Below are 25,263 nucleotides of genomic sequence, written 5' to 3'. Positions count from 1 at the left end.
GGTGGAGGGTGGGGGCACCCGAGGGGACGAACGCGGGACCGGTCTCGGGTCCTGCCCCGCCCGGTGGTCTGCCGGATGGTCGGTCCAGTCGCTCATCGACGCCTCGAAGGTGCTGTGGGGGGCTCTCGGGTCAGCGCATCGGCACACTCCTATACGGAACGGGGCCACCGATCTGTTCAGCGGCCGTCCCGGACCGCTGCATCCGCTGCCACCGCAGCCGGCTGCCGAGCAGCAGCGCGACCAGCGACTGGATGACGACGAGATACATCAACTGCCGGTAGACGACGATCTGGAACGGCATCGACCACAGGGCCCGCACCGGCTCGCCGTCGAGTCTCAGCGCGTAGCCGGAGCAGACGATCTGCACGCCGAGGAACGCGAACCAGACCGCGGCCGACTCCCACGGGTCGCGGAACAGCACGCCGTAGAGGGAGTACACGTCGATGACGGGAGCGAGCAGCGGCAACGCGACCTGGAAGAGCGCGAGATACGTCAGCCCGCGCCGCCCGAACCGCCCGGCCGGGCCCCGGCCGAAGAGAGCCCCCCGGTGCTTCCACATCGCCTGCAGCGTGCCGTAGCACCACCGGTACCGCTGACGCCACAACTGCCTGATACTGGCGGGCACTTCGGTCCAGGCGACGGCGGACTCCTCGTACAGCACCCGCCAGCCGGACCGCCACAGGGCCATGGTCAGGTCGGTGTCCTCGGCGAGGGTGTCCTCGCTGACCCCGCCGACACCGAGCACGGCGTCCCGGCGGAACGCCCCGATGGCACCCGGCACGGTCGGCATGCACTCCAGCACCTCGAACATGCGCCGGTCGAGGTTGAAGCCGAAGACGTACTCCAGGTGCTGCCAACGGCCGAGCAGACTGCGCCTGTTACCCACCTTGGTGTTGCCGCTGACGGCGCCCACGGCCGGGTGCGCGAGCGGCTGCACGATCCGCTCGATCGCGTCGGGCTCGAAGACGGTGTCGGCGTCGACCATCACGACGATGTCGTAACGGGCATGCGCGAGCCCGGTGTTGAGGGCGGCGGCCTTGCCGGCATTGACCTGCCGCACGACCTCCACCCGCGCGTCCCCCATGTTCTCGGCGATGTCGGCGGTCCGGTCGGTGGACCCGTCGTCGATGACGACGACCTGGAGTTCCCGGTGCCGGGAGGCGAGCAGCGACCGCAGGGTCGCCCCGATCCCGGCCTCCTCGTTGTACGCGGGGACGAGCACGGTGACCGGCCCGGACGTCCCCCGCATCCAGGGCGCCCCGGTCCGGAACCGCTCCAGCCGCCGCACATGGGCCCGGGCGAAGAGGGCGAGCAGCAACAGCCGCAGCACGCCGAGGCCGCCGGCGACGCCGAGGATCCAGATCATGGCGGTGGAGAGGACCTGCCCGAGGCCGGTGATCCGGATAAGCGCCTGCCCGGCCCATTGCTGGACGAGGGAGGGAGATGCGTACGGCACGAGCCCCAGCCCGTCCGAGACGGTGGTGAACCGTTCGACGGCCCGGTTCTTCAGCAGCCTGCGCGCTTCCAGGTACGCGCTCTCCGTCTGGCTGAGCTGCCGGACGATGCCCTGTGCGGGCCTGCGCGACCCCTTGTCGGCGGCGACGAGCACGTACCCGTACCCGGCGGCCCGCCGCGCGGCCTGCCACTCGCGTCCGCACAGGGTGTCCGGGCTGGTGGTGCGGGGCATCCGCAGCAGATTGGTCCGCCGCCCCGTGACCCCGGCGAGGGCGCTCTGGGTCATCTCGAGCTCGGCCCGGAAACGGGGCGCGGAGGACTCTCCGAGCACGGCCCCGGTGTAGGTGTTGGACCCGATCTCGTGCCCCTCGGCCCGGATCCGCCGCACCAGCTCCGGGTGCCGGGCGGCCTGGGCCCCGTGCACGAAGAAGGTCGCCCGCGCGTTGTTCCTGCGCAGCAGGTCGAGGATCCGGGGTGTCCAGACGGGGTCGGGCCCCCCGTCGAAGGTGAGCGCGACGGTCCGCGCGGGCATCGACCCGGTCCGGATCCCGTCCCGGTTGATCCCGATCACGGGCCCGCCGCGGGCAACGGCGTCGGGCACAGGAGCCGTACAGGGCGATCGCGTCTTCGCCTCATCGACCTCGTGCTGGGTCCAGCCCTGGAAGATCAGCAGGGCGAAGAGAAGGGGGAGGGTGAGGGCGAGGAGGAGCCAGTGGGCTCGGGGGTCGCGGGACTGTTTGTGACGGGCTCGGGCTCGGGCTCGGCGCTTGGACGCGGCGGGGATCAGGGGGCGTCACCGCCACCGGGCTCGGGCCATCGTCGGACTCCCGCACGCAGGGCGGGGTGTCTTCTCCATGCGTTTCCCTGGAGCGGGCTGGGCGTCACGGGCGTCGAATTCACGGTGATGCTGAGGGAGTTGTGCATGGGGCGGGAGTGTAGTTTCGGAGACCGGGCCGTAGGGCCGGAACGAAGAGCGTCGCAGGCGGAACAGGGGCGATGCTCCGAGCGCGGCGAGGGGTAGCCCGGCCAGCGAAGCCCTGACTCCGCGCTCGGCGCTCAGCAAATGGCGCCCGGCGTACCTCTTTCGCAAAGCCGGAATGGTGGACAAGTCGCCGTCCGACGAAAGCCCGTACGTCACGTACAGCAGACAGCTCAAGAAGAACACCAAGGGGATCTGGCAGACCACGGAGGTGCTGTCGAAGCGAGGCGACAAGACATGCGCGCCCTGACTCGTGGCATAGCGACGCTGAGCGCTCTCCTCGCGGCTGTCGGCATGACCGTTGGCACTGCAGCGGCAAAGGGGCCAGGGCGCGTCCCAGGCCGAGGTCGGTGCCAGCGGCACGCGGTCCAAAGGCGACCTTCGTCCCCGTCGAGAACATGTACGACGAGACGATCAATACAGCGGGCCAGCAAGCTATGCCAAGACTTCGGCCGGTATGTTCCACGACTCTTCAAGGCGCTCACGAAGTCGCCTCGCTCCTTCTCAAGCTCTCGCTTGAACTTCTACAGTCGCTCGCGGTCCGGATTGTTCATCCTCGTCTTGTTGACGTCGGCTCCCGCGCCTCCCCCTCCCCACCGCAAGTGATACCCGAACCGATCACCGGAATCGACCAGTCGCCGGAGCGTGCCCGCGGCGATCTGCTTCTCAGGTACGGAGTGGCGCGGGCTTGCTGTCCAACACCGTCCCGCTAGGGCACCATCCGGACACGACCAGCGCCGCTGGAGACCAGCATGCGTCGAATTGCGCGCACTCTCACACAAGTTCGCGGTGGTGAACCGGAAACCTCACCGGTACCGTCAGTGCACAACTGAACCTCTGTCTCTCACGGGGAGCCACTGTGAAGCGCCGCCCTTTGTCCGTTGCTGTCGCGCTCGCTGCGTCCACAGCCCTGCTGCTCACCGCGTGCGGTAGCAGTGATGCCGGCTCGAAGGACAATGACAAGATCGCGGGGTCCGACACCGGATCCCAGGAAGCGACGGCGAGCCCAGCCGCGTCGGACTCCGCCGAGCGGCCCGACATCAAGCTGACCGGCGGCGTGGAAGACGTCTTCGAGGGCTGGGAGACAGGCAACGCGACGAAGGATGCGGTGCTGGCTGACGCCGCACGAGCACAGACCGCAATCAACGACGCCATCCTCAAGGGCAAGACGGACACCCCCGGCCTCACCTTCTACTACCAGGGCGAGGCCCTCACGACGTCCGTGAAGTGGGTCCAGAAGTGGGTTGACGCCGGACTGACGTACACGGGCACCACCCGGTATTACAACCCCAAGATCGAGTTGTTCAACGGCACGTCGGCAGGAGTCTCCTTCTGCGCCGATGAGACCAAGGCATACAACAAGGAGCGAAAGTCCGGGAAGGTCGACAGGTCCCCGGCCTCGGACGATTCCTACGTGCTGTACAACACCCGCCTGGAGAAGACCACGCAGGGAGTGTGGCAGACGACCAGCGGGACGTCCGTGCGCGGGAGCAAGGGATGCGTTCAGTGACCAAGGCCGGTTCCGCTGCCGCAGTAGGTACGCTCGTGATCGCCTGCACACTTCTGATGTCCAGCGCAGCCTTTGCCAAGGATCCCGGCGGATCTCAGTTCGACGTCTCGGGGAGTAACGAAACGGACAGTGGTCAGACTCTCGAGTCACGCATCGTTTTCCGGGGATCTACCGGTGGCTCTGGAGCGAAGGAAGCCGGGCAGTTCACGCCCGCCGGCGACTGGACTCCACCGGCTTGCTGGTACGAGCCGAAGTGGACTCCCGCCGAATTCTCCAAAGAGTTTCAGAAAGAATGGAACATCCCGCATGCAAGTGGCGTTGGAGAGGCATACGCCTTGTCCAAGGACCACTACATCAACGGGAAACCATACAAGGACTTCAACAAGTCCGAAACGGGCAAGGGCCTGTGGTGGGACGTTGTTCGGGACAAGAGCCGAGAGGAATCGGGAGACCCGGCCGCCTTTGCCTGTGACACGAAGACCTTCTGGGTGGAGAACGGCGAGACACCTGAGGTGGAGAACGCCGTGACCCCGAAGATTCTCGCCGATCTCGCCTACAGCCGGATCAAAGTGCCCGACACCGAGGTAGCCCTCGCCCCGGCGAACACCACCAAGGTCAATCTTCCCACTTGGGCCTGGCTCGACCGAGCCAAGTTCAAGGACGTCTCAGTCACCGCCTCACTCGACGTCGGCGGTGTAAACCTCCAGGCCACAACCACCGCAAAGCCAATCGCGCTCAAGCTGGAGCCAGGAACACCGGACGCCGAGGTCTACCCCTCCTCGGGCGAGTGCACTTTCAACGACGACGGTTCGATCGGTGAACCGTACGCAAAGGGGAAAGCTGACCAGACCCCGCCTTGCGGAATCAGGTACCTACGTTCTTCCGGTGACGGCTCGTTCAAACTGCGAGCGGCCATCACGTGGGAAGTGTCCTGGACTGGGACGGGCGGCGCCGGCGGGGGCCTTCCCAATGGGACCTTCGGAACTGAGCAGAATGTAACCGTCCAGGAGATCCAAGCCGTCAACAGGTGACGGAGCGGGCGGGAAGCAAAGGGGTGTGGAGACACGGCCACGCCCCAACGCCCCCCTGGCAGGGGACGGCCAATTCGTTACCGGCAAGCTGGAACCGACCTCGTGTGCTGTCATACGAGTGCACTGGGTGTCGCGCTAGTCAGCGGAAACGTTCGCCCGTGACCGCTCAGAGAGTCACGGGGGTCACTGGAATACGTCCAGCCACTGCAGCGACCTGCCGAAGAAGGCACGAACGGCCCCGCCTCGGGTCAGGTTGCGGGTATTGACGCCGCACAGCACGGCGGCAAGGGCGAGGTCCGTGGCGTCGGCCAGGCCCAGAACGGTGAAAGCGGCCTTCTTCCGCGAACCGCTGCCGTGGCGACGGATCCGGATCTCCACACCGTTCCGGACCAGGGCCCGGTCGCGGTGTCGTGCGCTGGTCGCGAGGTAGCGGTACTCCCGCCCGGCAACCTGAATCCGCAGCGCCCGACCGGCTCGGGTCTGTGCCCAGCGGTTGCGCTTGAGCCGGGCTCTGGTCTCACCAACACTGAGCTCTGCTATGTAAAGCGAGGGCTTTCGTCCGTAGGCCCAACCCATGAACGAGGTGGGGGGCACTGTGTCACCCCGGACCTCAGTGACATGGCGGTCGCCGCGTCGGCTCGCTGGGTAGACCAGCTCGATCCTGCCGAACTCGCCCGCTGTGCCCCGGTACCCGAACTTCCAGGTCAGCCGATGACCTGAACGGTCCTCCCAGTGGTCGAGCGTGTACCTGTGCTGCTGCATGGTTCCTTCCCCACGCGCCGCTCGGCGCGGATGTGCCATGGCCGGCATCAGTCGAGCGGATTGAGGGTGCCGGCCAGCTCCTTGAAGCCGTTGGAAGATGGCCTCGTCGGCTGTTTCTCCCTTGTCACCGACCCAATCCGCGGCCCCTGATGAGAACAATCGAACGGGTCAGAGGTCGTTGAATCGATTGAGGAAGCGCCCGGGCATCGACACCAACGCGCCGGGAAACGACAGGTTCCGTGTGTACACACCCTAAAGGACGAGCGCGACGCCGATGTCGAGGGCACCCGCCTCACCCCGCTACATACCAGAAGGGGTGTTGGGTTCCTCCAACTCGAACGCGTAATGCGTACGCCGACGCCGGGCGGGCCAGTTCATGGCTCCGCTTGCCACCCCGCTCGGCATACGTGTACGTCCGCCCCCTCGACCCCGGTGCGAAGAGCCCGACCCTCCGCCTGCTCCTTTCCCTCTGTCTCCTGAACCCTGGCCGACCGGAGCTGCACAATCAACTTCACTGTTGGGCACCGGCAATCGCCGCGCCTGGGACGAGTCACCCGGCGACCATCGACAAGCCATAGGACATATCGGATGTCGCCGATCAAGGAGGTGCGCTCACGTGACCAGCAGGCGCACGAATTGCGGTGTCCATGTGATGGTCCGGGGAGATTTCCCACCCCTTCGCATGGTCGAACACGCCCCCCGTATGCTTCCCCAGCGATGCCGTGGACCCGTACGCGAGGCGGCATGCACCAGCGGTAAACGGGGAGGAAACAACCGTGGGGCCCACACCGGGCGATGACGCAGCCGAGTTGAAGAAGCGGGCCGAACGGCTTCGGGGCGCCGCGCGGGAGGCCAGGGCGCTGGCCCGCAGACTGGGGCCGTACCTCGACGACGCGGTGAAGAAGGCCACCCCGCGCGCCGCCGCCTTCCGAACCGGCGGCGACGAGGGCGCCATCTGGCAGGGGCCCTTCGCCGATGAATGCACGGCCAAGCTGCAGCAACGACAACGCACGCTGAACAGCATGGGCACCGCACTACTGGCGGACGCCACCCGCTGGGAGAGTCAGGCCGACGAACTGATGCGGCGGGCTGGGGAGAAGGACAAGGCCCAGGCCGGAACGGGTGGCGGCTGATGGGCTTCAGAGGCTTCGACGCCGCCAAGCTGACCACTCTCGCCGGCCATCTCGACACTCTCGCTCAGAACTCCGGGAAGCTCCATTCACAGCTGGCTTCCGTGCTCACCACCGCCCAGCAGAACCTGCCGTCGGGGCAGAACGCCTCCCGCAACCCCGACCTTCAGGACCTCGTCGGTGATGTGGTTCCGTTGCCGTCGTTCTTCCGTCGCCCGCGTCTGCCCGGCTCCCTCGGCGGCGAACTCGACGACATGCAGTCGTCGATGAAGCGCCGCATCAGGCAGATCGAGGGACTGCAGGAGTTGGAGGAGCGGGGATATCCCGTCAGCGACAGCAGCCTCTTCCTCGACGAAAAGGCGCCCGACGCGAAGAAGATCGACGATGCCCTGCGCCATCTCCACGACCTGAAGGGCAAGGACTTCGGTACCAACGGCAATCGCGACGATATGGAGCAGCTCTCCCGCGAGATCGACGGACTGACCGCCGCCGAACTGGACTCCTTCGTGACGAAGGCCTCGCCTGAGGACCTGGCCTTCTACAACCAGCTGCTCACCTGCACCGACGACTCCGGCTGGAACCCGTTCGACGACAACGGCCTGCCCGAGGGCAGGCGACGGGACACGCTGAGCCTGATGCTGTCCAAGGTGAGTCCGGAGAACGTGGGCAAGTTCACGGCGGCCTTCCCGGGCGTGCAGCCCACGTTCACGAACACCGACGCGTACGAGGCGGGCGGTAACAGCCAGAACGGCCAGACCAACAATGGCATTCACTGGGCGCCGCCTCCGGACCCCCTGTTCCAGGACGGGGTGTCCGCCGATGACGTCAATCAACGCCAGTTCGGCGACTGCTGGTACGTCGCATCGCTGGCCGGCCTGGCTCAGAGGGACCCCGCCTTCGTGCAGGAAGGCATCAAGCAGAACCCGAACGGCACGGTGAGCGTCCGGGTCTGGGACAAAGAAGGCAATTACCACTGGGTGACGATGACGGCCGACCTGCCGTCCGACCAGAACGGCACCCCCATCGGCACGTACGGCAATGGGGAGAGCTGGCCCGCGTACTACGAGAAGGCCTTCGCGATGGTCTACTCGGACGACGGTGACGACGAGCGTGGATACGGCGGCATCGAGGGGGACGACCCCAAGAAGTCAGCTCCGTACCTGACCGGTAAGGAAGGCGAGGACCTCACCGCCGGCGGCTTCCTTGGCATCGGCGAACACGAGGACAAGAGCCTGGAGTCGCTGAAGGAGGCCTACAACTCCGGGAAGGTCGTCACCGTGTCCACCCCGGCTGACGAGGAGCTGGACAAGAACCACCCGGCCGAATGGGGCAACACGTATCACAGTAACCACGCCTATTACGTCCGAGGATTCACCGACGACGGCAAGGTGATTCTCGGCAACCCCTGGGGCGTCTCCGGCTATCCGCCGATTACCGTGTCGCAGGAGCAGTTCAACAAGTACTTCGGCGGAGCGGAGGCCTTCGATGCCCCATGACGCCCGGGAGGTGGGCCGTGTGTCCGGAGGTCAGAAGGTGAAGTACCCCTTCGCGTTCGATGGTCGCTGGGCACTTCGTCACCAGATTCCGTACACCGTCGAACACGATGGCCGGACCTATCAGGTCCTTGCGAGCGTCTTCGCCGAACCGTCCGTGCACGGACGCATCCGGGTCGGCTGCGAAGGCCGACCCGTCGGAGAGTTCGACGGATTGACCCCGGGCGACGTGCTGGAGGTCACCGGGGACACCTGGCGGGTGGTGGCAGTCGATTACCGCACCCGCATCGTGTTGGAGCACGTGATCGACCGTCGCAAGGAGGACATCGGTGTTCAGCCCGGCGCGTAGGTACAGCCTCGCGGGTGCCGCGCTGGCCTTGTGGGCCCTGACCGCCTGCGGATCGTCGTCCGACGGCGGTGGTGACGGTCCGACGACCGCACCCGCAACCACACAGACCGCGGCAAAGGACAGGGGCCCGCAGTGCGTCGGTGAGTCACCGGCGGGCGGCGTGCACGTCCTGCGCGGAGGCGGGTTCCGGCTGCCCGGCGGTGGAGGCGTGCAGTACGCGGCCGCAATAGCTGACGGAACGTCGCGTACCGCGACACTGCGCGACGGGGCCGCTTATGGGTCGGGGCAGCGGCAGTGGACCGTGAAACCGGGATCCCGGGTCACCGTCTCCGGCCACGCCTACACCGTGCGACAGGTCTGTTCGTACCGCGTCGTTCTGGAACCGAAGGACGCCAAGGACAAGGCCGCTCTCGCCGCCGCTCCCGAGTCCATGGAATTCGCGGGGGGCGCCGCCGATAACACTCTGTGCTTCACCACCAACCAGGCAGTCCTGGCCGCCGCGTCGAAGAACTTCCCGGCCAAGGGACAAACGTTGTCCCTCCTCGACAACGGTGGCGTGAAGCAACTGCCCACCGGCCCGTCACTCACCGTCTCGTACGTCGACAGCGCGGCGGGCACAGCCGGCCTCGGCGCGAACTGTGCCGGTGTTCCGGTGGCCATTTACAAAGACGTGAGCGTCGGCGACACGGTCGAATTCTCGGGAGTGCTGTTCAAGGTGTCGGGGCTTACGGAGCAAGCGGTACGCCTCACCCGGACAAGCGAGTAGCTCGCAGAAGGCCCGGACCAGACCGGCCGCCGACGGCAGGTGTGCGGATCTATGGAAGGTGTGGCTGGGAATACACAAGTACGGGCACCTGCGGTGCGAAGGCGTCCACTGCGGCCTGGAGCCGTTCTGGGTCCAAACGCCACAGGTTGATGGGACGGCTTGCCAGAAAGAGCTCGTAATCCACGTGGGGGGCCAGCCTCTCGGCCCTCTCTCGACTGACGCCACTGTTCATGCCAGGCAAAACAGGTGCTTCGGGCCTGCGTTGCACTCCGATGTAGTTGATCCCGTTCCCAGCCGTGCGCTGATGCCACACCACGATGGACGTGATGTCGCTCCATGGGACATGGGCGAGTTGGGCATCGTAACGCGCAGGCGCACCCCCCAGGAGCACCCCTTCGCCGTCGACGCGGAGCGCAACCAGCTTCTTCCACTTCGAGCCGCTGAGCAGCTGGAAAGGCGTTCGAACGAAGTGGGACTCGTAGACAGGTGAGTTCGCATCAGTCATCCGGAACCTCATGAAAGCCGTGTGTGCAGGAAAGCTTCGATCCTTCAACCTACTGCGCGGCACCGGTCTTCTTCTTGTGCTCTTCGTCCTGTACGCGTTGCAAGATCTTGTTGTACTGTCCCCGTGCGGCGTCCAGGGCGTCGTGAATCGCCTTCCTCCGGCCGCGCCATTCCGAACGGAACTTGTCCGCAGCAGGGCCTTGCCACGCCTCACTGCCGGACGCCGCGTCCACCGCATCCAGTGTCTTGTCGATCTCGTTCGCGAATCTCTTCAGATTATTGAGATCTTTCCTGCACTCTTCGACGCGATCGCTCACTTCGCCCACCCAGTGGCCGACTTCTCAGGTGCGGCCGGCTGCCTGATCAACTTGTTGATGAACTTCTCAAGGGTACGCTCGCTGACCGCCTGTGCCGTGATGCCGGTGGGCGCCTGCGGTGAGTCCACGTTGACCACCCACACCTCGCGGTCTGTCGCGTACGCCGTCAGAAGCGGTCCGGGTTCATCGGCGAGCACGATCAACTGGCTCACCACAAGAGCTCTATCGATCACAGAGGCCAGCTTCTTGTCCACCGTGTCGTCTGTCAGAGCCGACGGGTCGAGCTGTAGGACCTTTCCATCCCGGTCAGCCGTGCCGAAGGGGTCCACAAGCGCCTGGACGATCCGGGCGGCATCGCGCGCCTTGCTGGCGAGGGTGAAGATGTGCAAACCGCCACCGGTGACTTGCTCGATCAACAAGAGGTCAGAGGAATGTACGAAGACAAATGCGGTCACGCTGCCGCTTGACGTCTGCTGCTCGACGGCGAGTGCCCGTGCAGCGGTGCGCCGCAGAGTCAGCGCCATGCTGACCTCCGGCGCAACCCTCATGTCCACATCCGCGGTGCTTTGCACATCAGTTCCCTCGGACCGCAGGACGGCGTCGAGTTCCGGGATGTTCGCGACCTCCACCGCACCCCGGGAAACCAGCGAGCGAAGCGCCGTTGCCAGTACCCATTCGCGCTGCTCTTCGGACAGCGTCAACAAGTGTGGTGTCGGCGACACGACTTCCTGCAGTGCGCTGGGGTCCAGCACGGCAAGTTCCTCGTCGGTCAGCTTGATGAGCGGCTGGGTCCCCCCTTCTGCCAGCGCCTTGCCGACAAGTTCGCGGAACTTGTCCAGCTCGAGGTCGAGTTCGGGGTTTGCCATACCGAGTCCCCTATATCTTTGAGGTTCTGCAGTCGATTCACGAGTCGGCTGAGGCCTTCACGATGCGCACCCCGGAGAAATCGAGCGGGGGCGCTTCACTGCCGCCCAGGAAGAATCCGATAGGCAGGATCGTGAGGCCGTACGTAATGCCGCCGATCCAGCGGCCGAGAAGTTGCCAGAGCCGTGGCCGGCCGCCGTCCGCCATCCTGACCACACGCGTACCTACAAGCAATTTACCTACGCTGCAACGGAACAGCAGACCCAGCAATACTTGATTGATCAGCGAGACGCCCATGCCGGCGACGAGAACTCGCAGCCACAGATTCCCGCTGGTGAGCGGGGGTGCCTCCGACGCCGGGAGACTCAACACATACACCAACCCGGACAAGGCCGCGCAGAAAACTGCGAGAGTTCCGTCGATGGCTGCCGCTCCATAGCGTCGGCCCGTGGACGCAGGCGCTGGTGCCGTGGCAGCCTCTGGGTTCGGGCGCCGTGGCACACCGAACAAGTCCTTCGATTCCACCGGAGGCATCTCCTACCAGAACTGATACTTCTTGATGGTGTTGGGGACTAGATTCGTGACAGCACTCTTGGCGCCATTGACGATCTCCTCGCCTTTGTCCGCCACGTCTCCCGCCCACTTGGTCGTCGTATTCCAAGCCCTTTTGGTGGTATCAGCGATCGCCTTTCTGTTGTCATAGGCCCAAGTGCCGAGGAAGTAGGCGCCGGCCACACCGAGGGCCACCCATCCGACAACAGGGACCGCAGCCGCGACTGTCGCACTGGCGCCAAGGGCCGTCGCCGCAGCCGATCCGCCCATGACCGCCCCGGCGCCGGCTGCCTCCACAAACCCCATGCCACGGTCAAACCCGCCCAAAACGCCGCCATGGTCAGGAGCGACCATCTCCTTGACGCCATGAACGACCGCCAGCGGCAAGCCCACACGGTCGAGGATGCTGAGGCCGGGCGCCTGATTCAGCAGCTTGGCCGGCAAGGGAATCTTCAGTTTAGTGGTGAGGAACGTGCGAAGACCCTGCTGCCACTTCCACGGCTGCTGGTAAAGCCCTTCGATCTTCTGGAGCTTCAGAAGCTCGCGCATGTACTCGATATTCTTCAGCTTCAGCCGGTCACCGGTGATGCCGAAGTATTTGTTCAGCTCAAGGACCGCCTTGGCCCCGGCTACGTTCTGCCCTTGGGACCAGCGCTTGTACAGCTGGAGGGAAGCCTCGATGCCCGAGGCGACCTTAGTCAGCCGCAGCGGCATCGTTACATTCTTCTTTATTTCCTTGAACTCTTCTACATACTCACCGATTTCGCCCTTGTGCTCCTGGTAATCCTGCCAGGTCTTGAGCACTCCGGTGAGCCCCATGAACATGAGCTCGGCGCTCGGGTCTGCATCCAGAATTCCGAGTCGACGACGCACGTCTTTAGCCTGGTCACGGGACCATGTTGCATCCTGCCGAAAGCGGCCGAGATTTCCCTGGTCGCCTTCCCATTTGGCGAGAATTCCGGAAACCAGGGGCCCTTGAATGGAGAGTGCGCCATCAGCGACGTCCAGCGCTGCAGCCAGCTTGCGCGCATTATCCTTGGACATTCCCCTGAACGTCACTCAGAAAACCCCCTGTTGACAGTGCTCGTCATTGCCGCCACGAGGAGCATCGCACTCCTACTGCGACGCGGCCCGCTAAAGCGCGCCGGAAGACTTTATGCCGCCCAAGCGTCTGTCAAACGTCTTTCCCGGGCGCGTGGTTGCGTCAGAACAAGGTAGCAAAGGCGCCCTGGCAAGCTACCGGCGGATCCCAGCCGGGAGAGAGTTCGATCAGCGCTCGTGACGCCATTCACGTACGCGCAGTCCAACTCCCGCGTACACATACATGGCTGAATCATGTACAAATTTTCACACTCTTCGAACATCGTCCGTCACGCGCCTCGGGCAGCGGAGGGTGACCGGAGTCGCAGCCAATGCGCCGGCTGTATGACAACGCCGGACAACGGCGCATCTCGTCCTTGTTTGAACCGATCAGGCCTATATTCCCGCGGTACTGCTCTCCTTGCGCATTGCGCGTGAGTCCCGCCTCTCCCTGCCACGGAGCTGCCAGGTGCACCTGGCAGCCCGCCCGGAGACACTGCGGCTCGGGCTCACCATCAGGGTCAACACCACTCGTTCACACACAACTCCCGTCCCTGAAGGCGATGGACGGCAGCTACCTCTGGTGCGGTAGCGTCCCTTGGTGCAAACGGATAGTCCGTTTACGTGTGTGACACGGGGAGGAACGCCATGGATCGCGGTGCAGATCTCACTCAGCTTCGGGAGCTGTCCAAGCTCTTCGGCAAGAAGGCCACCGACCTCCAGGGCCTCATCAAGGCACTGGAGTCCGCCACGAGCCACAGCTCGGGCTACTGGAAGGGCCCCAAGGCCGACCGCTTCCGGAACGACTGGCACGACATCAAGCCGACGTTCGACAAGTGGGTCGACACGCTGAACGACGCCAGCAAGTCGGCCAACACCAGTGCTGACAACATCGAGCGCGCGACCTGAGCTGACGCCTGCCGCGCCGACGTCGTAGCTGCCGGGGCATTCCTTCGAGGCCGTCGCACCTCGAGAGGGATGCCCCCGGCGTCAGTTGAACAGGAGGTGCGGACAGTCCCTTTGCGCGACGTCAGCACGTCAAGGAACGGCGTCGAGCGACACAGGAGCTGCCGCCTCAGCCCCGCACGGACAGCTCACGCGCGGCGACTCAGACGTCCTTGTTGTACATGCGCGCTTCGCTTTGTGACACCTTCTCGGGTTCACTCCGAATGGCAGCATCAATGATAGGCAGTAGTTTGTCGACCTGCTCGACCAACTTTTTGTTCCGCCCGTCCAGTTCCCTGTGCCAGGCTCGAGCGTTTTTCCCGACCCAGACCTTGTCACCGCCGATCTGTTCGGTCGGGCCCTTGAGTGCCTTCTTGATGCTCTCCACCTCTTTGGCCAGGTCGCTCCGCAGCCGCTCAAGGTCCGCCTTCCGCGGATTGGGCACCTTGGCATCTGAATCCGCCACAACCCCACCCCCTCATTCATCGCAGTTCCAGCTGACAAATGTTCACCGTACCAGCGGTCTCTGAGTGTTCCGGTGGAGCCCCCAGCCGGAGCGGAAAGCCGCTGGCGTCAACTGGATGCCGCATAAGCCGTCCGGAGATCACATTGCTTGCCGGTCCATCACCTCATAATCTGTCGCAATGACCTCAAGCGAAACGGCCCAGGCCGCTCCCAAAGCCCTCGTGCTCCCCACCATGACCGAGGTGCCTCAAGGGCCTGACGGCTCCCCGCTCAGCGACAGCACCGTCGACGTCATCCTCGTGCCCATGGCTGGTGATGACGGCGAGGAGCGGCTCGTGGCATTGGCTTTCACGTCCATCCCCCTGCTGGTCGAGGCCATGGGAGAAGGGCAGCCTTGGGTCATCATCCCCACCGACGAAGTAGGGGAGGCACTCAGCGGGTCGGGCGCAGCCGCGGTGCTGATCGACCCGCAACTGGCGGACGGCGCGGAAGGTGAATCGACCAGTGGTTGATCCAAACTTCTCCGGAATCAACCCGGACAACCTCTTGAGGACGATCAAGGACCTTGAGTCCGGCGGTAAGAAGCTGCACAGGGCAAAGTCCTCATATGTGAGCAGATTTCAGAAATTTGGGCTAGAGACGAGCAACCTGTCAGAAATCGGAAAGATTGCGGGCTGGGTCGATGACGAGTTGCCCATGCTTCGCCGCCGTCAGGCACTCGCAGCAGCAATGGAGCTTGACCAAAAGGGCATTCAGAAACCTGGCGCCATGGTCCAGCTTCGCGAACCCATAGCGACGATCGGCGAGGCTCGAAGCGCGGGAAAGAAGCTTGCAGAGGATGCAAACGAGGCGGCTGAGCTCGACCCGAGTAAAGCGGGCCCAGAATTCCACCGCATCGCTGAGGAGCTCGCCAAACACAAGGGTGACCCAGACTTCGCCTCGGCGTTCTACGCCAAGATGAATCCAGACCTGGTCAAGAATCTGCCGATGGCAATCGTCGCCGCCAATGCCCCAACGGCCAAGGACGATGTAAAGGTCTTCGGGTCCGCGTTCACCACGTCGGTCAACGCTGAAACACCTGCGCCGGGCTTCGACAAGAAGGCCGCGCTATTCCATGGTCAGTTCACGAAGGACGAGCCCACGGCTGTGTTCAACCGGGCGCTCATGCAGGGGGACGACCCGGAGCTGTGGGACATCGCTTGGAAACACACACAGATCGCTGCGAAGAAGCTCCTAGATCCCGCTGACACATGGTCTGACACTGCAGGACTACTGGCCAGCGTCATCGGCGTCCAGTCAAAGTTTGCAAGTAACTTCTGGACTCAAGCGCAGAATTTCAGTGATGAAGCGGCTCAGTTGAAGGAGCAGCGCCTCAACGCTATGAGCAAGGCAGAGAAGCGGGCGTTCAAGAACGCGACCAGTCGCGCTGCCAAGGCCTCTGGAAAATCTGCACGCGAGGCGGAGCGCATTCTTTCCAAGTTCGGAATGGGGTCGTTCTCCCGCCTGATGGAGGCATCCATCGCTGACGGTGGAAGTTGGCTGATCGGCAAGGTTCCTGGGCTCAAGCCGCCCAGCACTACATCGCTGTGGGGTCGCGCTCTCCGAACCGGTGGAAAGCTACCTCTGGTCGGGAGTCTCCTCACCGTTGGCGCCATCGGTTGGGATATCAGTCACGGCGAGGAGAAGGATGTAGCTGTTGCCGCCAACGTCGGCGGTATGGCGGCTGGCATGGCTGGAACTTGGGCCGCTACGGCAACAGTTGCTGCCGTTGGAGGGCCGGTCGGCTGGGGTATCGCAGCAGGTGTCGTGGTGGGTTTCGGTGTTGGTTACGCCGTTTCGTATGCCATCAAGACAGAGGCAGGCAGGAAGGCGGTCAACGCTGTAACCGGAGCAGCCAAGAGCGCAGGCAAGGCGATTGGCGACGCCGCATCGAGCGTAAAGAATACGGTGGGTGGATGGTTCTCATGAGGTGTCCTAGTCATGGCTAAGAAGAAGCGAAAAGCTGGTGCGAGCCAGCAGCAACTCCCACCCCACGTGGAGAAGGCGCGCAAAGCAACCGCCGAAGCGAAGGCGTGGAAGCCGCGACCGAAGCTCCCTCAACGTCGCGTAATCGGGGCAATTTCAGGGATATTCCTGCTGTGCGTAGGGATGGTTCTCGCCCTCGTGCTCCCTGCGCATTCCTTGGTACAGGACCTGCGTTCCCGCGGGGTGAGCGTCGCTGCCACGGTCGTCGGTGTCGACTCAAAGCCGAAATACGTGAAAGTTCGTCTCGTGAGCGGTCCCAAGGCAGGCACGGAGGTCATGCTCTGGGACTACGCCGGGATGTATCCGGAAACGCAAACCGGCGCGTCAATGATCGTCACCTATGACCCTGAGGACCCCTCCCGTATCCTCGCCCAGAATTGGGTGGAGGACCCACCGGCGAATCTGCCGGCCTACGGCGTTTCGGCTCTGGCTCTTCTCTGTCTCGGCCTCACCACGGCAGTGACCTGGCGTCGCTTCTGGATCCTCCGCACGTTCGGCCCGGAGAAGCCGCCGGCCTCGTCGACAGGTGGCAACGAGCACCATGGCAAGGCCGTTCGCGACACGAAGCCCTAACTCGTGTCAGCGATCGATGCGTGGGGGCTCCCGCCCACTGAGCATGAGCCCCCACGCGGTCCTACGCGTTCATCACAGCCTGCACCGGCACAAACGCCCCTCCGGCCACGAACAACCCACTGCCCGCTGCCCCGCCCCCGCTGTTAGCAGGCAGCCTGATACCGAACAGCTCTCCGTCCGAGGAGCTCTGCGGTGTCAGCAGCATGCCATTACGGGACTTGCGCGCCTCGACCGCGAAGCCCCGGTACTGGCCGGACAGTGAGTCCGTTGTGCCGGCGGCGAGCAGGCCCACGCCGCCGTCGGCTCCCTTGCGGATGACCGCTTCCAGCGGCTCGTCCAGCGGTGCGTCGTAGAGGAGTTCGGCGTCGTCGACCACGACGACGTACGGTCGTCCGTCGAGCTGGTCCTGGATCTCTTCCAAGTCGTCACCCGAGCTGTCCGCGTTGAGCATGCCGAGAACGCCCTCTCGCCCCTCGAGTTCCCGCAGCGGGGACCGGCGAGGTGTCACGACCACCAGCGGCGTACCCACCCGCAGAAGCGACTCGGCAGCGCACAGCAGTGCCGTCGAACGACCGGACTTCGGCGGGCCCGCGATGACGAAGCCGGGGCCGTTCTCCTCCAGGTCGATACCGATGGGGTGAAGTTCGTCGCCACCCACGGCGAGCAGCGCCCACAAGGGCGACGGCGCGACGAAGTCCGGGTCCAGAGCCATTGCCTCCGACGCCGTGATGCGCGCGGGCAGCGCGTCGACCCGCAGAGGGCGCCGACCTGCCGGAACGCGGCCGTAGCGGGTTCGCGCCTCCTCCGCGATCTCGCGGAGGGCACGAACCTGGGCTTGGCCGGCAGGGTCCTGCGCCAGCAGCCCGATCTGCGTCTCGTCCACACCCGTGTCCGTGATCCGCAGGGCGCGGCCGGGCGGCATGTTCTTCGGGACCTCGCGAGCCTGCAGACCCGCGGTGGAGTAGTCGTTCGGGTCGGCGAAACGCATGACTAGACGGTCGGAAAAGGCCGATGAGACATGACCGCTGAGGCCACTTCGGTCAGCCGTCATGACGACCTTCAGTCCCGCTGCCGAGCCCTCGCGGAACAGTCTCTGGGCCGCTTCCAGCAGTTGGCCGTAGTTGTAGTTCTCGAAGGTCGACGCGAAGCCCTCCCAGCTGTCCAGCAGCAGCACCATCCAGGGCAGGCGCTCTTCGGGAGCGGCACCCGCGCGCTGTTCCGCCGCGCTCGACGCACCTTCCATCGCCAGCAGTTGCTGTCGACGGGCGACCTCCGTCTGCAAGCGCTGGATCAGGCGACGGGCTCGGTCCGGCTCGTCGCGGGTCACGACAGCGCCCACGTGGGGCAGACGCACCAGCGGCAGAAGTGCGTTGGAGCCGCAGTCGATGCCGTACACGTGCACGTCGAGCGGGGAGGTGTTCCGGGCCAGAGAGCCGGCCAGGGTACGAAGGGCCGTCGAGCGGCCGGAGCGGGCGCCTCCGAGCAAGAGTGTGTGCTCGCCGTGCACAAGGTCCAGGGACACCGGCACGCGGCTCTGCTTCGCCGGCAGGTCGACCAAGCCGTACGGGATCGGGGCCACGTCGTCGCCCGGGGCTGCGGCCGGTGTACCACCGTAGGCGGACAGTTCGTCGAGCGTGACGGATTCCGCCAGCGGCGGCAGCCACGGGCTGCGCTGCTCGCCGAAGCCCATCCGCTCCGCGCCTTCGCGTACTGCGTCCACCAGGACGGCCAGGTCCGTGACCATCGTGCCGTCGTCCTCAGCCTCGTTCCGCTTGGGCAAGGGGCGGGCATAGGCGTTCCAGGGCAACGGGATCAGCGTGGCCTTCGGGCCCGTCTGGCCCGTGGCGGGACGGCGGCCACCGATACGGGCCGACTGCACGCCGACCAGGGACTGGGCACCGGAACGCACATACATGCGACCTGGAGTCGACTTGGCGATCGCGCCCGAGTCCGGTGCGTCGATGACGTCCATCGACTCGGCGGCGTCCGTCACCCGCAGGGCGATGCGTAGGTTGGTGTTGGCGCGGATGTCGGCGCTGACCACACCCGCCGGACGCTGTGTGGCGAGGATCAGATGCACGCCGAGTGAACGGCCCCGGCGTGCGATGTCAACCAGGCCCGCGATGAAGTCGGGCAGCTCGGCGACCAGGGACGCGAACTCGTCGATCACGAGCACCAACCGCGGCATCGGCTCCAGTTCGGGGCGGAGCTTGCGGGTGTCGTTGTAATCCTCGATGTCCTTGGCTGCGGCGTCGAAGAGGATGCGTTCCCGGCGGTGCAGTTCGGCCGCGAGCGAGGCCAGGGCTCGCTCGGTCAGGTGGGCGTCGAGGTCGCTGACCATGCCCACGGTGTGCGGCAGGCGGGCGCAGTCCATGAACGCGCTGCCGCCCTTGTAGTCGATGAGGACGTAGTTCAGGGCGTCGGGGCGGTTCGCCACCGCAAGCGAGGCGATGATCGTCTGCAGGAGCTCCGACTTACCGGCACCCGTCGTACCGGCGACCAGCGCGTGCGGCCCGTCACGGCGGATGTCCAGGACGAACGCGCCGTCGGCGGCGAGTCCGATGGGTGCGGCCGTGGTCGAACCACCTGCCCGCCAGATGCGTTCGACGTCGGTACCCGCCGGGTTGGGCATGTTCAGCAGGTTCAGCAGCCGGGCCGAGGTGGGCAGCGCGGAATCGGCGTCGTCACGACTGACGTCGCGGACGGGAGCGAGGGAGCGGGCCAGGAGTTCGCACCATTCGTACGGAACCTGGTCGGCCAGCACTTCTCCGACGGCCTCCAGGCCGTAGCCGCGCACCCGGACATGGTGGGCCGCGTCCGGTGACCAGGCCACGACGGCTTTGCACTCCTCGGGGAGCAGCCGCTCGTCCTCGTCGATACAGAGGGCGAAGATGCCGTACTGCGGTCCCTCGGTGAGGAGTTGAGGAACGCCCGGTACTCGGCGCAGCAACCGTGCTCCGTCGAGGATCAGGAGCACGTTGGCGTCCGGATACAGCTGGCCCGTCATGTTGTGCTGCTCGCGGGCCGCCTTGCGTCGGGCCAGTTCGTTGAGGAGTTCGTTGACCCGGCGGCTGATGCCCTCTGAGTCGAAACCGACCAGAGCAACGCAGTCCTGTCCCTCGTCGGGATTGGTGTGCGGAAGCCAGTGCGCCCAGTGCCACTCGGCGCCGGCGGCCGGTGTCGCGGCCAAGGAGACCAGTGACAGGTCCCGTGGGCTGTGCAGCACGGCGGCCTGCACGCTCAGCCAGCGCGCGGTGGCCAGAGCACGGGCACGGTCCCCGGCGATGCCGACCACGCCGAGCCGGGCGAAGGGCAGGGTGACGGGAACGTCGGGCAGGACCGGCGGTTCCGGGGGCTCCTCATCGTGCGATGAACCGCCACGCGCGAAGACGAGTTCCACGTCGGAGGGCAGGGCGCCCAGCCCGACACGCAACTGCATCGCGTCCGGGTCGGTGAGCCGGCGCTCCCACAGGCGGCGGCGCGGTCCCGTCCCGAAGAGCAGGATCTCCGCCGGGTCGGGGTTGTCCTCGCGGCGAGCGCGCTGTTCCTCCTTGCCGAGGGTGACAAGTTCAGCCTCGTGCGCCGCGAGATCCTTCTTGTACTGCTTGAGGGAAGTCCTGTGCTTCTTCTTGCCTTCGCGGTTCTCACTGATCCACTGGCCCAGCATCATGAGCGGGCTCATCAGGCAGAACAGCAGCATGTAGATCTGCTTGGTGATGAAGTACATCGACAGCCCGAAGAGCATGGGCATGAATGCCATGATGAACTGGAAACGCGCCCGTTCCCCCTTTGAGGGAGGCACCGGCACGGCCAGCCGCCGCCGAGGCCGCAGCGGTGACAGCCGAGGGGGGCGGTTGTAGGCGAGACCGCCTTCGCTCATGAGGGACAGATGCGCGTCCGGCTCGGCCACCTTGTCGAGCACCAGCAGCGAGTCGCCCACCCGTACGACACCGCCCAGGGGCCAAGGAGTCCCGGCCGTCACCGCGTCGTCGTTCAGCCGGACACCGGCTCCGGCCTCCGGTGTGAGGGTGGCTTTCCCCTGGAGGTCGATGGTCAGCCGAAGGGCGACCGCCGGCAACGAGGCGTCCGGCAGGGGGAGCGAACAGGTCGGCGCCGATCCGGCGTTCGCCGCGCCGACGCCCAGCCGGATCACGCGCCCCGAGCCGGGACCGCCCGCGACGCGCAGTTCGTACTGCCCGACCGGCTCGCCTTTGCGCAGCAGCGGGCCTATCGAGGGGTCGACGGAGACGCGCATGCCGTCCCGCAGGACGCCGGCCGCCGGTGCCGCGGGATCACACAGCTCACCGTCCGCCCACAGCACCGGCGCCCCGGCGACCGCCGTTCCGTAGCCGGGCAGCGAAGCCAGTGAGGTCCCGGGCATGGCCACGACGTTCTCCGACCCGACACCCCGCGGGTTGGTGCTTTGTCCGACGGCCTGCGCCAACACCTCCGCGACATCGCCTGCCGTGGCGGTGTCGTCGGCGGTGACGACGACATCCTCCGGCTCGCCGCCTTCGCGTACGACCGTGACCAGCATCCGCATGGTGGTCATCCTCCCCGTCGGCCCCTGTGGCCACGTTCGTTAACTGCAGCTAACGGAGACTATGGCAGCCCCCGGCATCGCACCCCAGCGCCCCGGTGTCACACCGCCGGCATCGCGTAGATCTCCGGTCCGTTCGTCACCAACAGTCGGTTTCCTGCCGTCGCGATCTGCCACGGGGCGCCGGAGTCCTTGTCGTCCGTCCAGGTCCAACGCACTGTGCCGGTTTTGGCGTCGAGGGCGATGACGCCTCCTGACAGGGGCCCGGCGGCGCAGTAGAGCGTCGTACCGACCCTCACGAACGTCCCCGGCCCGCCACGGTTCTGGTCCTCGCAGAGCCAGATCCGCCGGTGCGTCTTGACGTCGACGGCCCAGATGCCGCGGTCGTAGTCGCTGACGTAGAGCACACCGTCGATGACGGCCGGGTTGTTGAAGCCGCGACGGCCCTCCGGGGAGAGCGTCCAGCGGGTACGGCCGGTCTCCGCGTCGACGGCTGTCAGCTTATCGCCGGGCAGAAAGACGTGGCCGTTCGCGACCGTGGGTTGCCAGGCCCAGTCGTCGCCGATCTTCTGCGTCCACAGCTGGTCGCCGGTCGCGGTGTCGCGCACGGTGAGGTTCTGGTTGGAGTCCGCGTAGACGAGGTACTTGCCGGAGGCGGTGCCCTGGACGTCGTAGTCCCGCGTGCCCCAGTCGCGGTGCTGCAACCACACCTTCTTCCCGGTGCTGTGGCTGATCGCGGCGATGGCGGTGCGGTAGTCGGTGGCGCTCTGGGCCTGTGCGTAGTCGGTTGCCGTGACGTACACGTTCTTGTCGTCGATGGCGATGGTGCTCTCGATGCCGAGTTTCTTGCCGAGACGGCTGCGCCACACCTCCTCGCCGGTCTTCACGTCCCGGGCGACGAGGACTCCCTCGACGCCGCTGTCGGTGAGGAACACCTTGCCGTCATGGAACAGAAGCGGGGAACCGGGGGCGCATACATCCGGCTTCGACCAGCGGGCTTTGCTGGTCTTCACGTCGTACGCCACCAGAGGGTCGCCACTGATCAAGAGCAGGCCGTCATGGATGAGGAGGGGTACGTCCGTGGTGGTGCTGTCTTCCGCTGCTGTCTCGTGCCACAGGGGCTGGGGGGCGACTCCCGCTGGCGGGGTGGTGAAGTTCTCCCCGGCCGGCTGGGGGGAACCGGCGCCGTTCGTGCCGGTCGCCCCGTCCGTGGTGTCGTCGCTCCGGCCGAGCCACCAGGCAGTGCCGCCGCCCGCCAGTGTCACGGCGGCGGCACCGCCGAGCGCGAGACCGAGGACACGGCGGCGGGAAGGGGCGGTGGAGGTGGTGACAACGGTGGGGGCCGGCCCCGAGGCGCCGGGGTGTCTCTGAGCACCGTGGCCGGGCGGGGGCGTCCCGTACCCGGGGGCCGGCGTTTGCTGGGCGGCGGCCGCAGAGGCGCCGCCGTATCCCGGAGTCTGCGGATACCCGTAGCCCGGGGTCGGTGTGCCCGGCGAGTGCGGTGCCCCGGCCGTCATCGCCGGTGCGGGCCCGAAGGACGCGGCGGCCGGGGGCCGCGGCTGGTGCGGTGCCTCCAAGTCCAGGATGCCGGCCGCATGCGTGGCAATCGTCGAGGCCACTGCCGACGGCAGCCAGTCGCTGAGGACGCCCTCGACCCCCTGTGGGGCGAGCGCCGCCACGATGTCGGTCGGTGCCGGGCGTTGCGCCGGGTCTTTCGCGAGGCATGCGCGGACGAGGCCCAGGAGTTGCTGCGGTACGCCCTCGACGTCGGGTTCGCCATGCACGACCTGATACAGCAAGGAGGCGTGTGAGGCGGCTCCATGGCCGAAGGTGCTCCGGCCGGTCGCGGCGAACGCGAGTACGGCGCCCAACGAGAAGACATCACTCGCCGTACCGAGGTTCTCGCCCAGCGCCTGCTCCGGTGACATGTAGCCGGGAGAGCCGACCACGACTCCCGTCTGTGTCATACGGTTTCCGTCCACGGCGCGCGCGATGCCGAAGTCGATGACGCGCGGACCGTCCGCCGCCAGCAGGACGTTCGACGGCTTCATGTCGCGGTGGATCAGCCCGGCTGCGTGCACCTCCTGGAGGGCGGCGGCGAGACCGGCGGCCAGCGCCCGGACGGTGTGCTCCGGCAGCGCGCCGTGGGCGGCGACGACGTCCGTGAGGTCCGGGCCGAGCACGTACGACGTCGCCAGCCAGGGCAGGGGCGCGTCCGGGTCGGCGTCCACGACCGGGGCGGTGAAGCGGCCGGAGACCGCTCGGGCTGTCTCGACCTCATGCCGGAAGCGGCCGCGGAAGTCGTCGTCCGCGGCGAGGTCCGGGCGTACGACCTTCACGGCCACGGTGCGACCACCGCGCGAACGGGCGAGGTAGACGCGGCCCATGCCGCCGGCGCCGAGTCTTCGTAGAAGCCGATAGGTGCCCAACTCCACTGGATCGTCCGGCTGCAGTGTCTCCATGGTGGGCCTTTCCGGCACTACGCCCTGTTGTGGCACATCAGTTGCGTCTGATGGTGTTCGCTATCGCAGACACAGTAGTGAGCGCCTGAAGCAGCGTGAGGGGTAGGGGCCATGAGCGGAGGTTCGGCCAAGCCGAAGCGGAGGAAGGCGGCGGGACCTGCCTTGCGGTACGAGCACAGACCGGGGCGCTCGCGTGCGTCTGCCCTCCGCCCGGGGAAGTTCAGTGCCGGAGAACGCCTGTTCGGCTGCATGGTGCTCCCCGGCTTCGTCGTCCTCCTCATGCCGCTGGTCCTGTTCGACATGTACTGGGGCCACGATCTATGGGGCGACGTCGCTCCCGGGTGGCCCGGTGGTGCGTATGCCTTCGCGGGCACGGTGGGCGCCCTGGTGCCGCTGGCCTTCTTCGCCTGGGTGGCGCCGCTGACCAAGATGAACTGGAAGAAGAACAGGGCGCGTTCCCTGGCCTGGGCGGCCGCTTCGCTGCCCGGGCTGGCGGCGGGCTACCTGATCGCCGGGGTGATCGAGACGACCGTACGGCCCAAACGGCGCCGCAACTGGGACGGTGACTGCTTCGGCGAGGGTGGCCCCTGCTGGGTACACGTGCACTACCCGTGGCTGTGGGTCGTCGGCCTTGTCGCCACCCTCGCCTCGGCCGCACTGCTGATCACCCTGCTGGTGAAGTCGAGCCGCCGGGCCGCCCCGCCTACCCCACCTTCGACATCCGAGCCCGCGGCCGACCCGACTCCTCGCTCTCCGACTGGTATTGCAGGTCGTCGCCCACCGGCTTGAGGTGGACCGTCGTCTTCGCGGGGTTGCAGCCGCTGTGGTTGGTCTTCGCGCCGACCGACGTCGCGACGAGCTCCTTCTTCGTGAGTTGCTTCAGGGTGAGTACGTCGACGCAGACGCCGCCGATCGGGTCGGTCTGGCGGAGCTTGCCCAACTCCTGGCCGACGGCGGCCCGTTCGACCGTGATACGGAACGTGCCGAGGGGCAGTCTGCCGTCGAGGGCGACTCCCTGGCCCTCCCAGGTACCGAGGTACGCGGCGGGCACCGCACCGGCGTCGGCGGAGGGAGCGGAGCTCGCGGTCGCCGCCGGGGGCGAGTCGGATCCGCTGCCCGAGTCGGCGTCGTCCTGGCCGCCGCGCCCGGGCAGCAGGTCGAACACGAACACCGACCCGATCGTCACGGCCGCCATCGCCCCCGCGACCGCCAGCGCCACGGAGCAGCTCAGCCTGCGCACCCGCCCGCCGTCCTCCGGTGCGGACGTCGCCGCGACGGAGACGGTGACCTTGCCGGGCCGCCGGCCGGAGGTCGGGGCGGTGTCCTGCGGGTGGTCGCCCCGTTCGGCAGCCGGGCCGCCGCGTGGGCCCCTGGAGTTGCGGCGCTGTCGAGGTCGTGCACGAGCGCGGCAGTGACCGGTCGCCAGGCCCCGCCGTGACCGGCCACCAGGCCCCCTCCGTG

21 protein-coding genes and 1 pseudogene are annotated in these 25,263 nt (G+C 66.4%); 12 read left to right on the top strand and 10 right to left on the bottom strand.

The genetic code is table 11. The features are described from left to right. Positions 1-130: 130 nt before the first annotated feature. Complete coding sequence (locus K4G64_RS26990) at positions 131-2,056, bottom strand: glycosyltransferase (protein WP_221758592.1); 1,926 nt, start codon at positions 2,054-2,056, stop codon at positions 131-133. Positions 2,057-2,552: 496 nt separating this feature from the next. Between K4G64_RS26990 and K4G64_RS40505 the strand changes: the two genes are divergently transcribed. From K4G64_RS40505 to K4G64_RS26980, 3 genes are all read left to right on the top strand, one after another. Continuing rightward, entirely contained in the window at positions 2,553-2,684 is a 132-nt protein-coding gene (locus K4G64_RS40505) for a hypothetical protein (protein ID WP_260461037.1), read from the top strand. 609 nt (positions 2,685-3,293) lie between these two features. Then, on the top strand, positions 3,294-3,944 hold the full coding sequence (locus K4G64_RS26985; RefSeq protein ID WP_308122502.1) for a hypothetical protein: 651 nt from the start codon (positions 3,294-3,296) through the stop codon (positions 3,942-3,944). Positions 3,945-4,000: 56 nt separating this feature from the next. Beyond that, positions 4,001-4,975, top strand: a complete 975-nt coding sequence (locus K4G64_RS26980; RefSeq protein WP_260461036.1) for a hypothetical protein — start codon at positions 4,001-4,003, stop codon at positions 4,973-4,975. A 183-nt stretch (positions 4,976-5,158) separates the two neighbouring features. Here K4G64_RS26980 and K4G64_RS26975 read toward each other — a convergent pair whose 3' ends face one another. Next, a complete protein-coding gene (locus K4G64_RS26975) occupies positions 5,159-5,737 on the bottom strand; it encodes a hypothetical protein (protein WP_221758590.1) in 579 nt (192 codons plus the stop codon). Between the two features lie 776 nt (positions 5,738-6,513). Here K4G64_RS26975 and K4G64_RS26970 point away from each other — a divergent pair. From K4G64_RS26970 to K4G64_RS26955, 4 genes are read left to right on the top strand one after another with little or no spacing between them, the layout of a single operon-like run. Then, on the top strand, positions 6,514-6,870 hold the full coding sequence (locus K4G64_RS26970; protein WP_221758589.1) for a hypothetical protein: 357 nt from the start codon (positions 6,514-6,516) through the stop codon (positions 6,868-6,870). Next, entirely contained in the window at positions 6,870-8,363 is a 1,494-nt protein-coding gene (locus tag K4G64_RS26965) for a C2 family cysteine protease (protein ID WP_221758588.1), read from the top strand. Before K4G64_RS26970 ends, K4G64_RS26965 begins: the two co-directional genes overlap by 1 nt. Positions 8,364-8,400: 37 nt before the next feature. Next, the gene (locus K4G64_RS26960) at positions 8,401-8,709 is read left to right on the top strand and encodes a hypothetical protein (RefSeq protein WP_308122501.1); all 309 of its coding nucleotides are present in this window, start codon (positions 8,401-8,403) and stop codon (positions 8,707-8,709) included. Then, entirely contained in the window at positions 8,690-9,475 is a 786-nt protein-coding gene (locus tag K4G64_RS26955) for a hypothetical protein (protein WP_221758586.1), read from the top strand. The genes K4G64_RS26960 and K4G64_RS26955 overlap by 20 nt, the downstream gene beginning before the upstream one ends. Before the next feature lie 554 nt (positions 9,476-10,029). Here K4G64_RS26955 and K4G64_RS26950 read toward each other — a convergent pair. The 4 genes from K4G64_RS26950 to K4G64_RS26935 are packed head-to-tail and all read right to left on the bottom strand — an operon-like array spanning position 10,030 to position 12,756. Then, on the bottom strand, positions 10,030-10,305 hold the full coding sequence (locus K4G64_RS26950; protein ID WP_221758585.1) for a hypothetical protein: 276 nt from the start codon (positions 10,303-10,305) through the stop codon (positions 10,030-10,032). Then, a complete protein-coding gene (locus K4G64_RS26945) occupies positions 10,293-11,162 on the bottom strand; it encodes a hypothetical protein (RefSeq protein WP_221758584.1) in 870 nt (289 codons plus the stop codon). The genes K4G64_RS26950 and K4G64_RS26945 overlap by 13 nt, the downstream gene beginning before the upstream one ends. 37 nt (positions 11,163-11,199) lie before the next feature. Continuing rightward, positions 11,200-11,694: an RDD family protein gene (locus K4G64_RS26940; RefSeq protein ID WP_260461035.1), complete on the bottom strand. Its 495-nt coding sequence runs from the start codon at positions 11,692-11,694 to the stop codon at positions 11,200-11,202. Between the two features lie 3 nt (positions 11,695-11,697). Further along, the gene (locus K4G64_RS26935; RefSeq protein WP_260461034.1) at positions 11,698-12,756 is read right to left on the bottom strand and encodes a hypothetical protein; all 1,059 of its coding nucleotides are present in this window, start codon (positions 12,754-12,756) and stop codon (positions 11,698-11,700) included. A 684-nt stretch (positions 12,757-13,440) separates the two neighbouring features. On the opposite strand from K4G64_RS26935, the gene K4G64_RS26930 reads away from it, so the two are divergent. After that, positions 13,441-13,701, top strand: a complete 261-nt coding sequence (locus K4G64_RS26930; RefSeq protein WP_097218954.1) for a WXG100 family type VII secretion target — start codon at positions 13,441-13,443, stop codon at positions 13,699-13,701. A 199-nt stretch (positions 13,702-13,900) separates the two neighbouring features. Here K4G64_RS26930 and K4G64_RS26925 read toward each other — a convergent pair whose 3' ends face one another. Continuing rightward, positions 13,901-14,203 carry a hypothetical protein gene (locus K4G64_RS26925; protein WP_221758581.1) on the bottom strand — a complete coding sequence of 101 codons (303 nt, stop codon included), beginning with the start codon at positions 14,201-14,203 and terminating at the stop codon, positions 13,901-13,903. Positions 14,204-14,435: 232 nt separating this feature from the next. Here K4G64_RS26925 and K4G64_RS26920 point away from each other — a divergent pair, with 232 nt between their 5' ends. The 3 genes from K4G64_RS26920 to K4G64_RS26910 are packed head-to-tail and all read left to right on the top strand — an operon-like array spanning position 14,436 to position 16,800. Continuing rightward, positions 14,436-14,714, top strand: coding sequence for an SAV_915 family protein (locus K4G64_RS26920; protein WP_260461033.1), 279 nt, complete (start codon positions 14,436-14,438; stop codon positions 14,712-14,714). Beyond that, positions 14,707-16,170 carry a hypothetical protein gene (locus K4G64_RS26915; protein ID WP_221758579.1) on the top strand — a complete coding sequence of 488 codons (1,464 nt, stop codon included), beginning with the start codon at positions 14,707-14,709 and terminating at the stop codon, positions 16,168-16,170. Before K4G64_RS26920 ends, K4G64_RS26915 begins: the two co-directional genes overlap by 8 nt. 12 nt (positions 16,171-16,182) lie before the next feature. Continuing rightward, positions 16,183-16,800 carry a DUF3592 domain-containing protein gene (locus tag K4G64_RS26910; RefSeq protein ID WP_221758578.1) on the top strand — a complete coding sequence of 206 codons (618 nt, stop codon included), beginning with the start codon at positions 16,183-16,185 and terminating at the stop codon, positions 16,798-16,800. A gap of 61 nt (positions 16,801-16,861) precedes the next feature. On the opposite strand, the gene K4G64_RS26905 is transcribed toward K4G64_RS26910, so the two are convergent. After that, positions 16,862-21,343 (bottom strand): FtsK/SpoIIIE domain-containing protein, encoded by a 4,482-nt coding sequence (locus K4G64_RS26905; RefSeq protein WP_221758577.1) that lies wholly within the window; start codon positions 21,341-21,343, stop codon positions 16,862-16,864. Positions 21,344-21,441: 98 nt separating this feature from the next. Next, positions 21,442-23,802 (bottom strand): serine/threonine-protein kinase, encoded by a 2,361-nt coding sequence (locus tag K4G64_RS26900; protein WP_221758576.1) that lies wholly within the window; start codon positions 23,800-23,802, stop codon positions 21,442-21,444. Between the two features lie 249 nt (positions 23,803-24,051). Between K4G64_RS26900 and K4G64_RS26895 the strand changes: the two genes are divergently transcribed. After that, positions 24,052-24,591 carry a hypothetical protein gene (locus tag K4G64_RS26895; protein ID WP_221758575.1) on the top strand — a complete coding sequence of 180 codons (540 nt, stop codon included), beginning with the start codon at positions 24,052-24,054 and terminating at the stop codon, positions 24,589-24,591. On the opposite strand, the pseudogene K4G64_RS26890 reads toward K4G64_RS26895, so the two are convergent. Further along, a pseudogene (locus K4G64_RS26890) lies at positions 24,506-25,263 on the bottom strand (serine/threonine protein kinase); the annotation flags it as partial. The gene K4G64_RS26895 and the pseudogene K4G64_RS26890 sit on opposite strands and share 86 nt — an antisense overlap.

Source organism: Streptomyces sp. WAC04114 (assembly GCF_019733245.1).
Lineage (GTDB): Bacteria > Actinomycetota > Actinomycetes > Streptomycetales > Streptomycetaceae > Streptomyces > Streptomyces massasporeus_A.
Note: the sequence above shows the minus strand (reverse complement) of the source record. Positions and strands in the feature narration are given on the sequence as shown.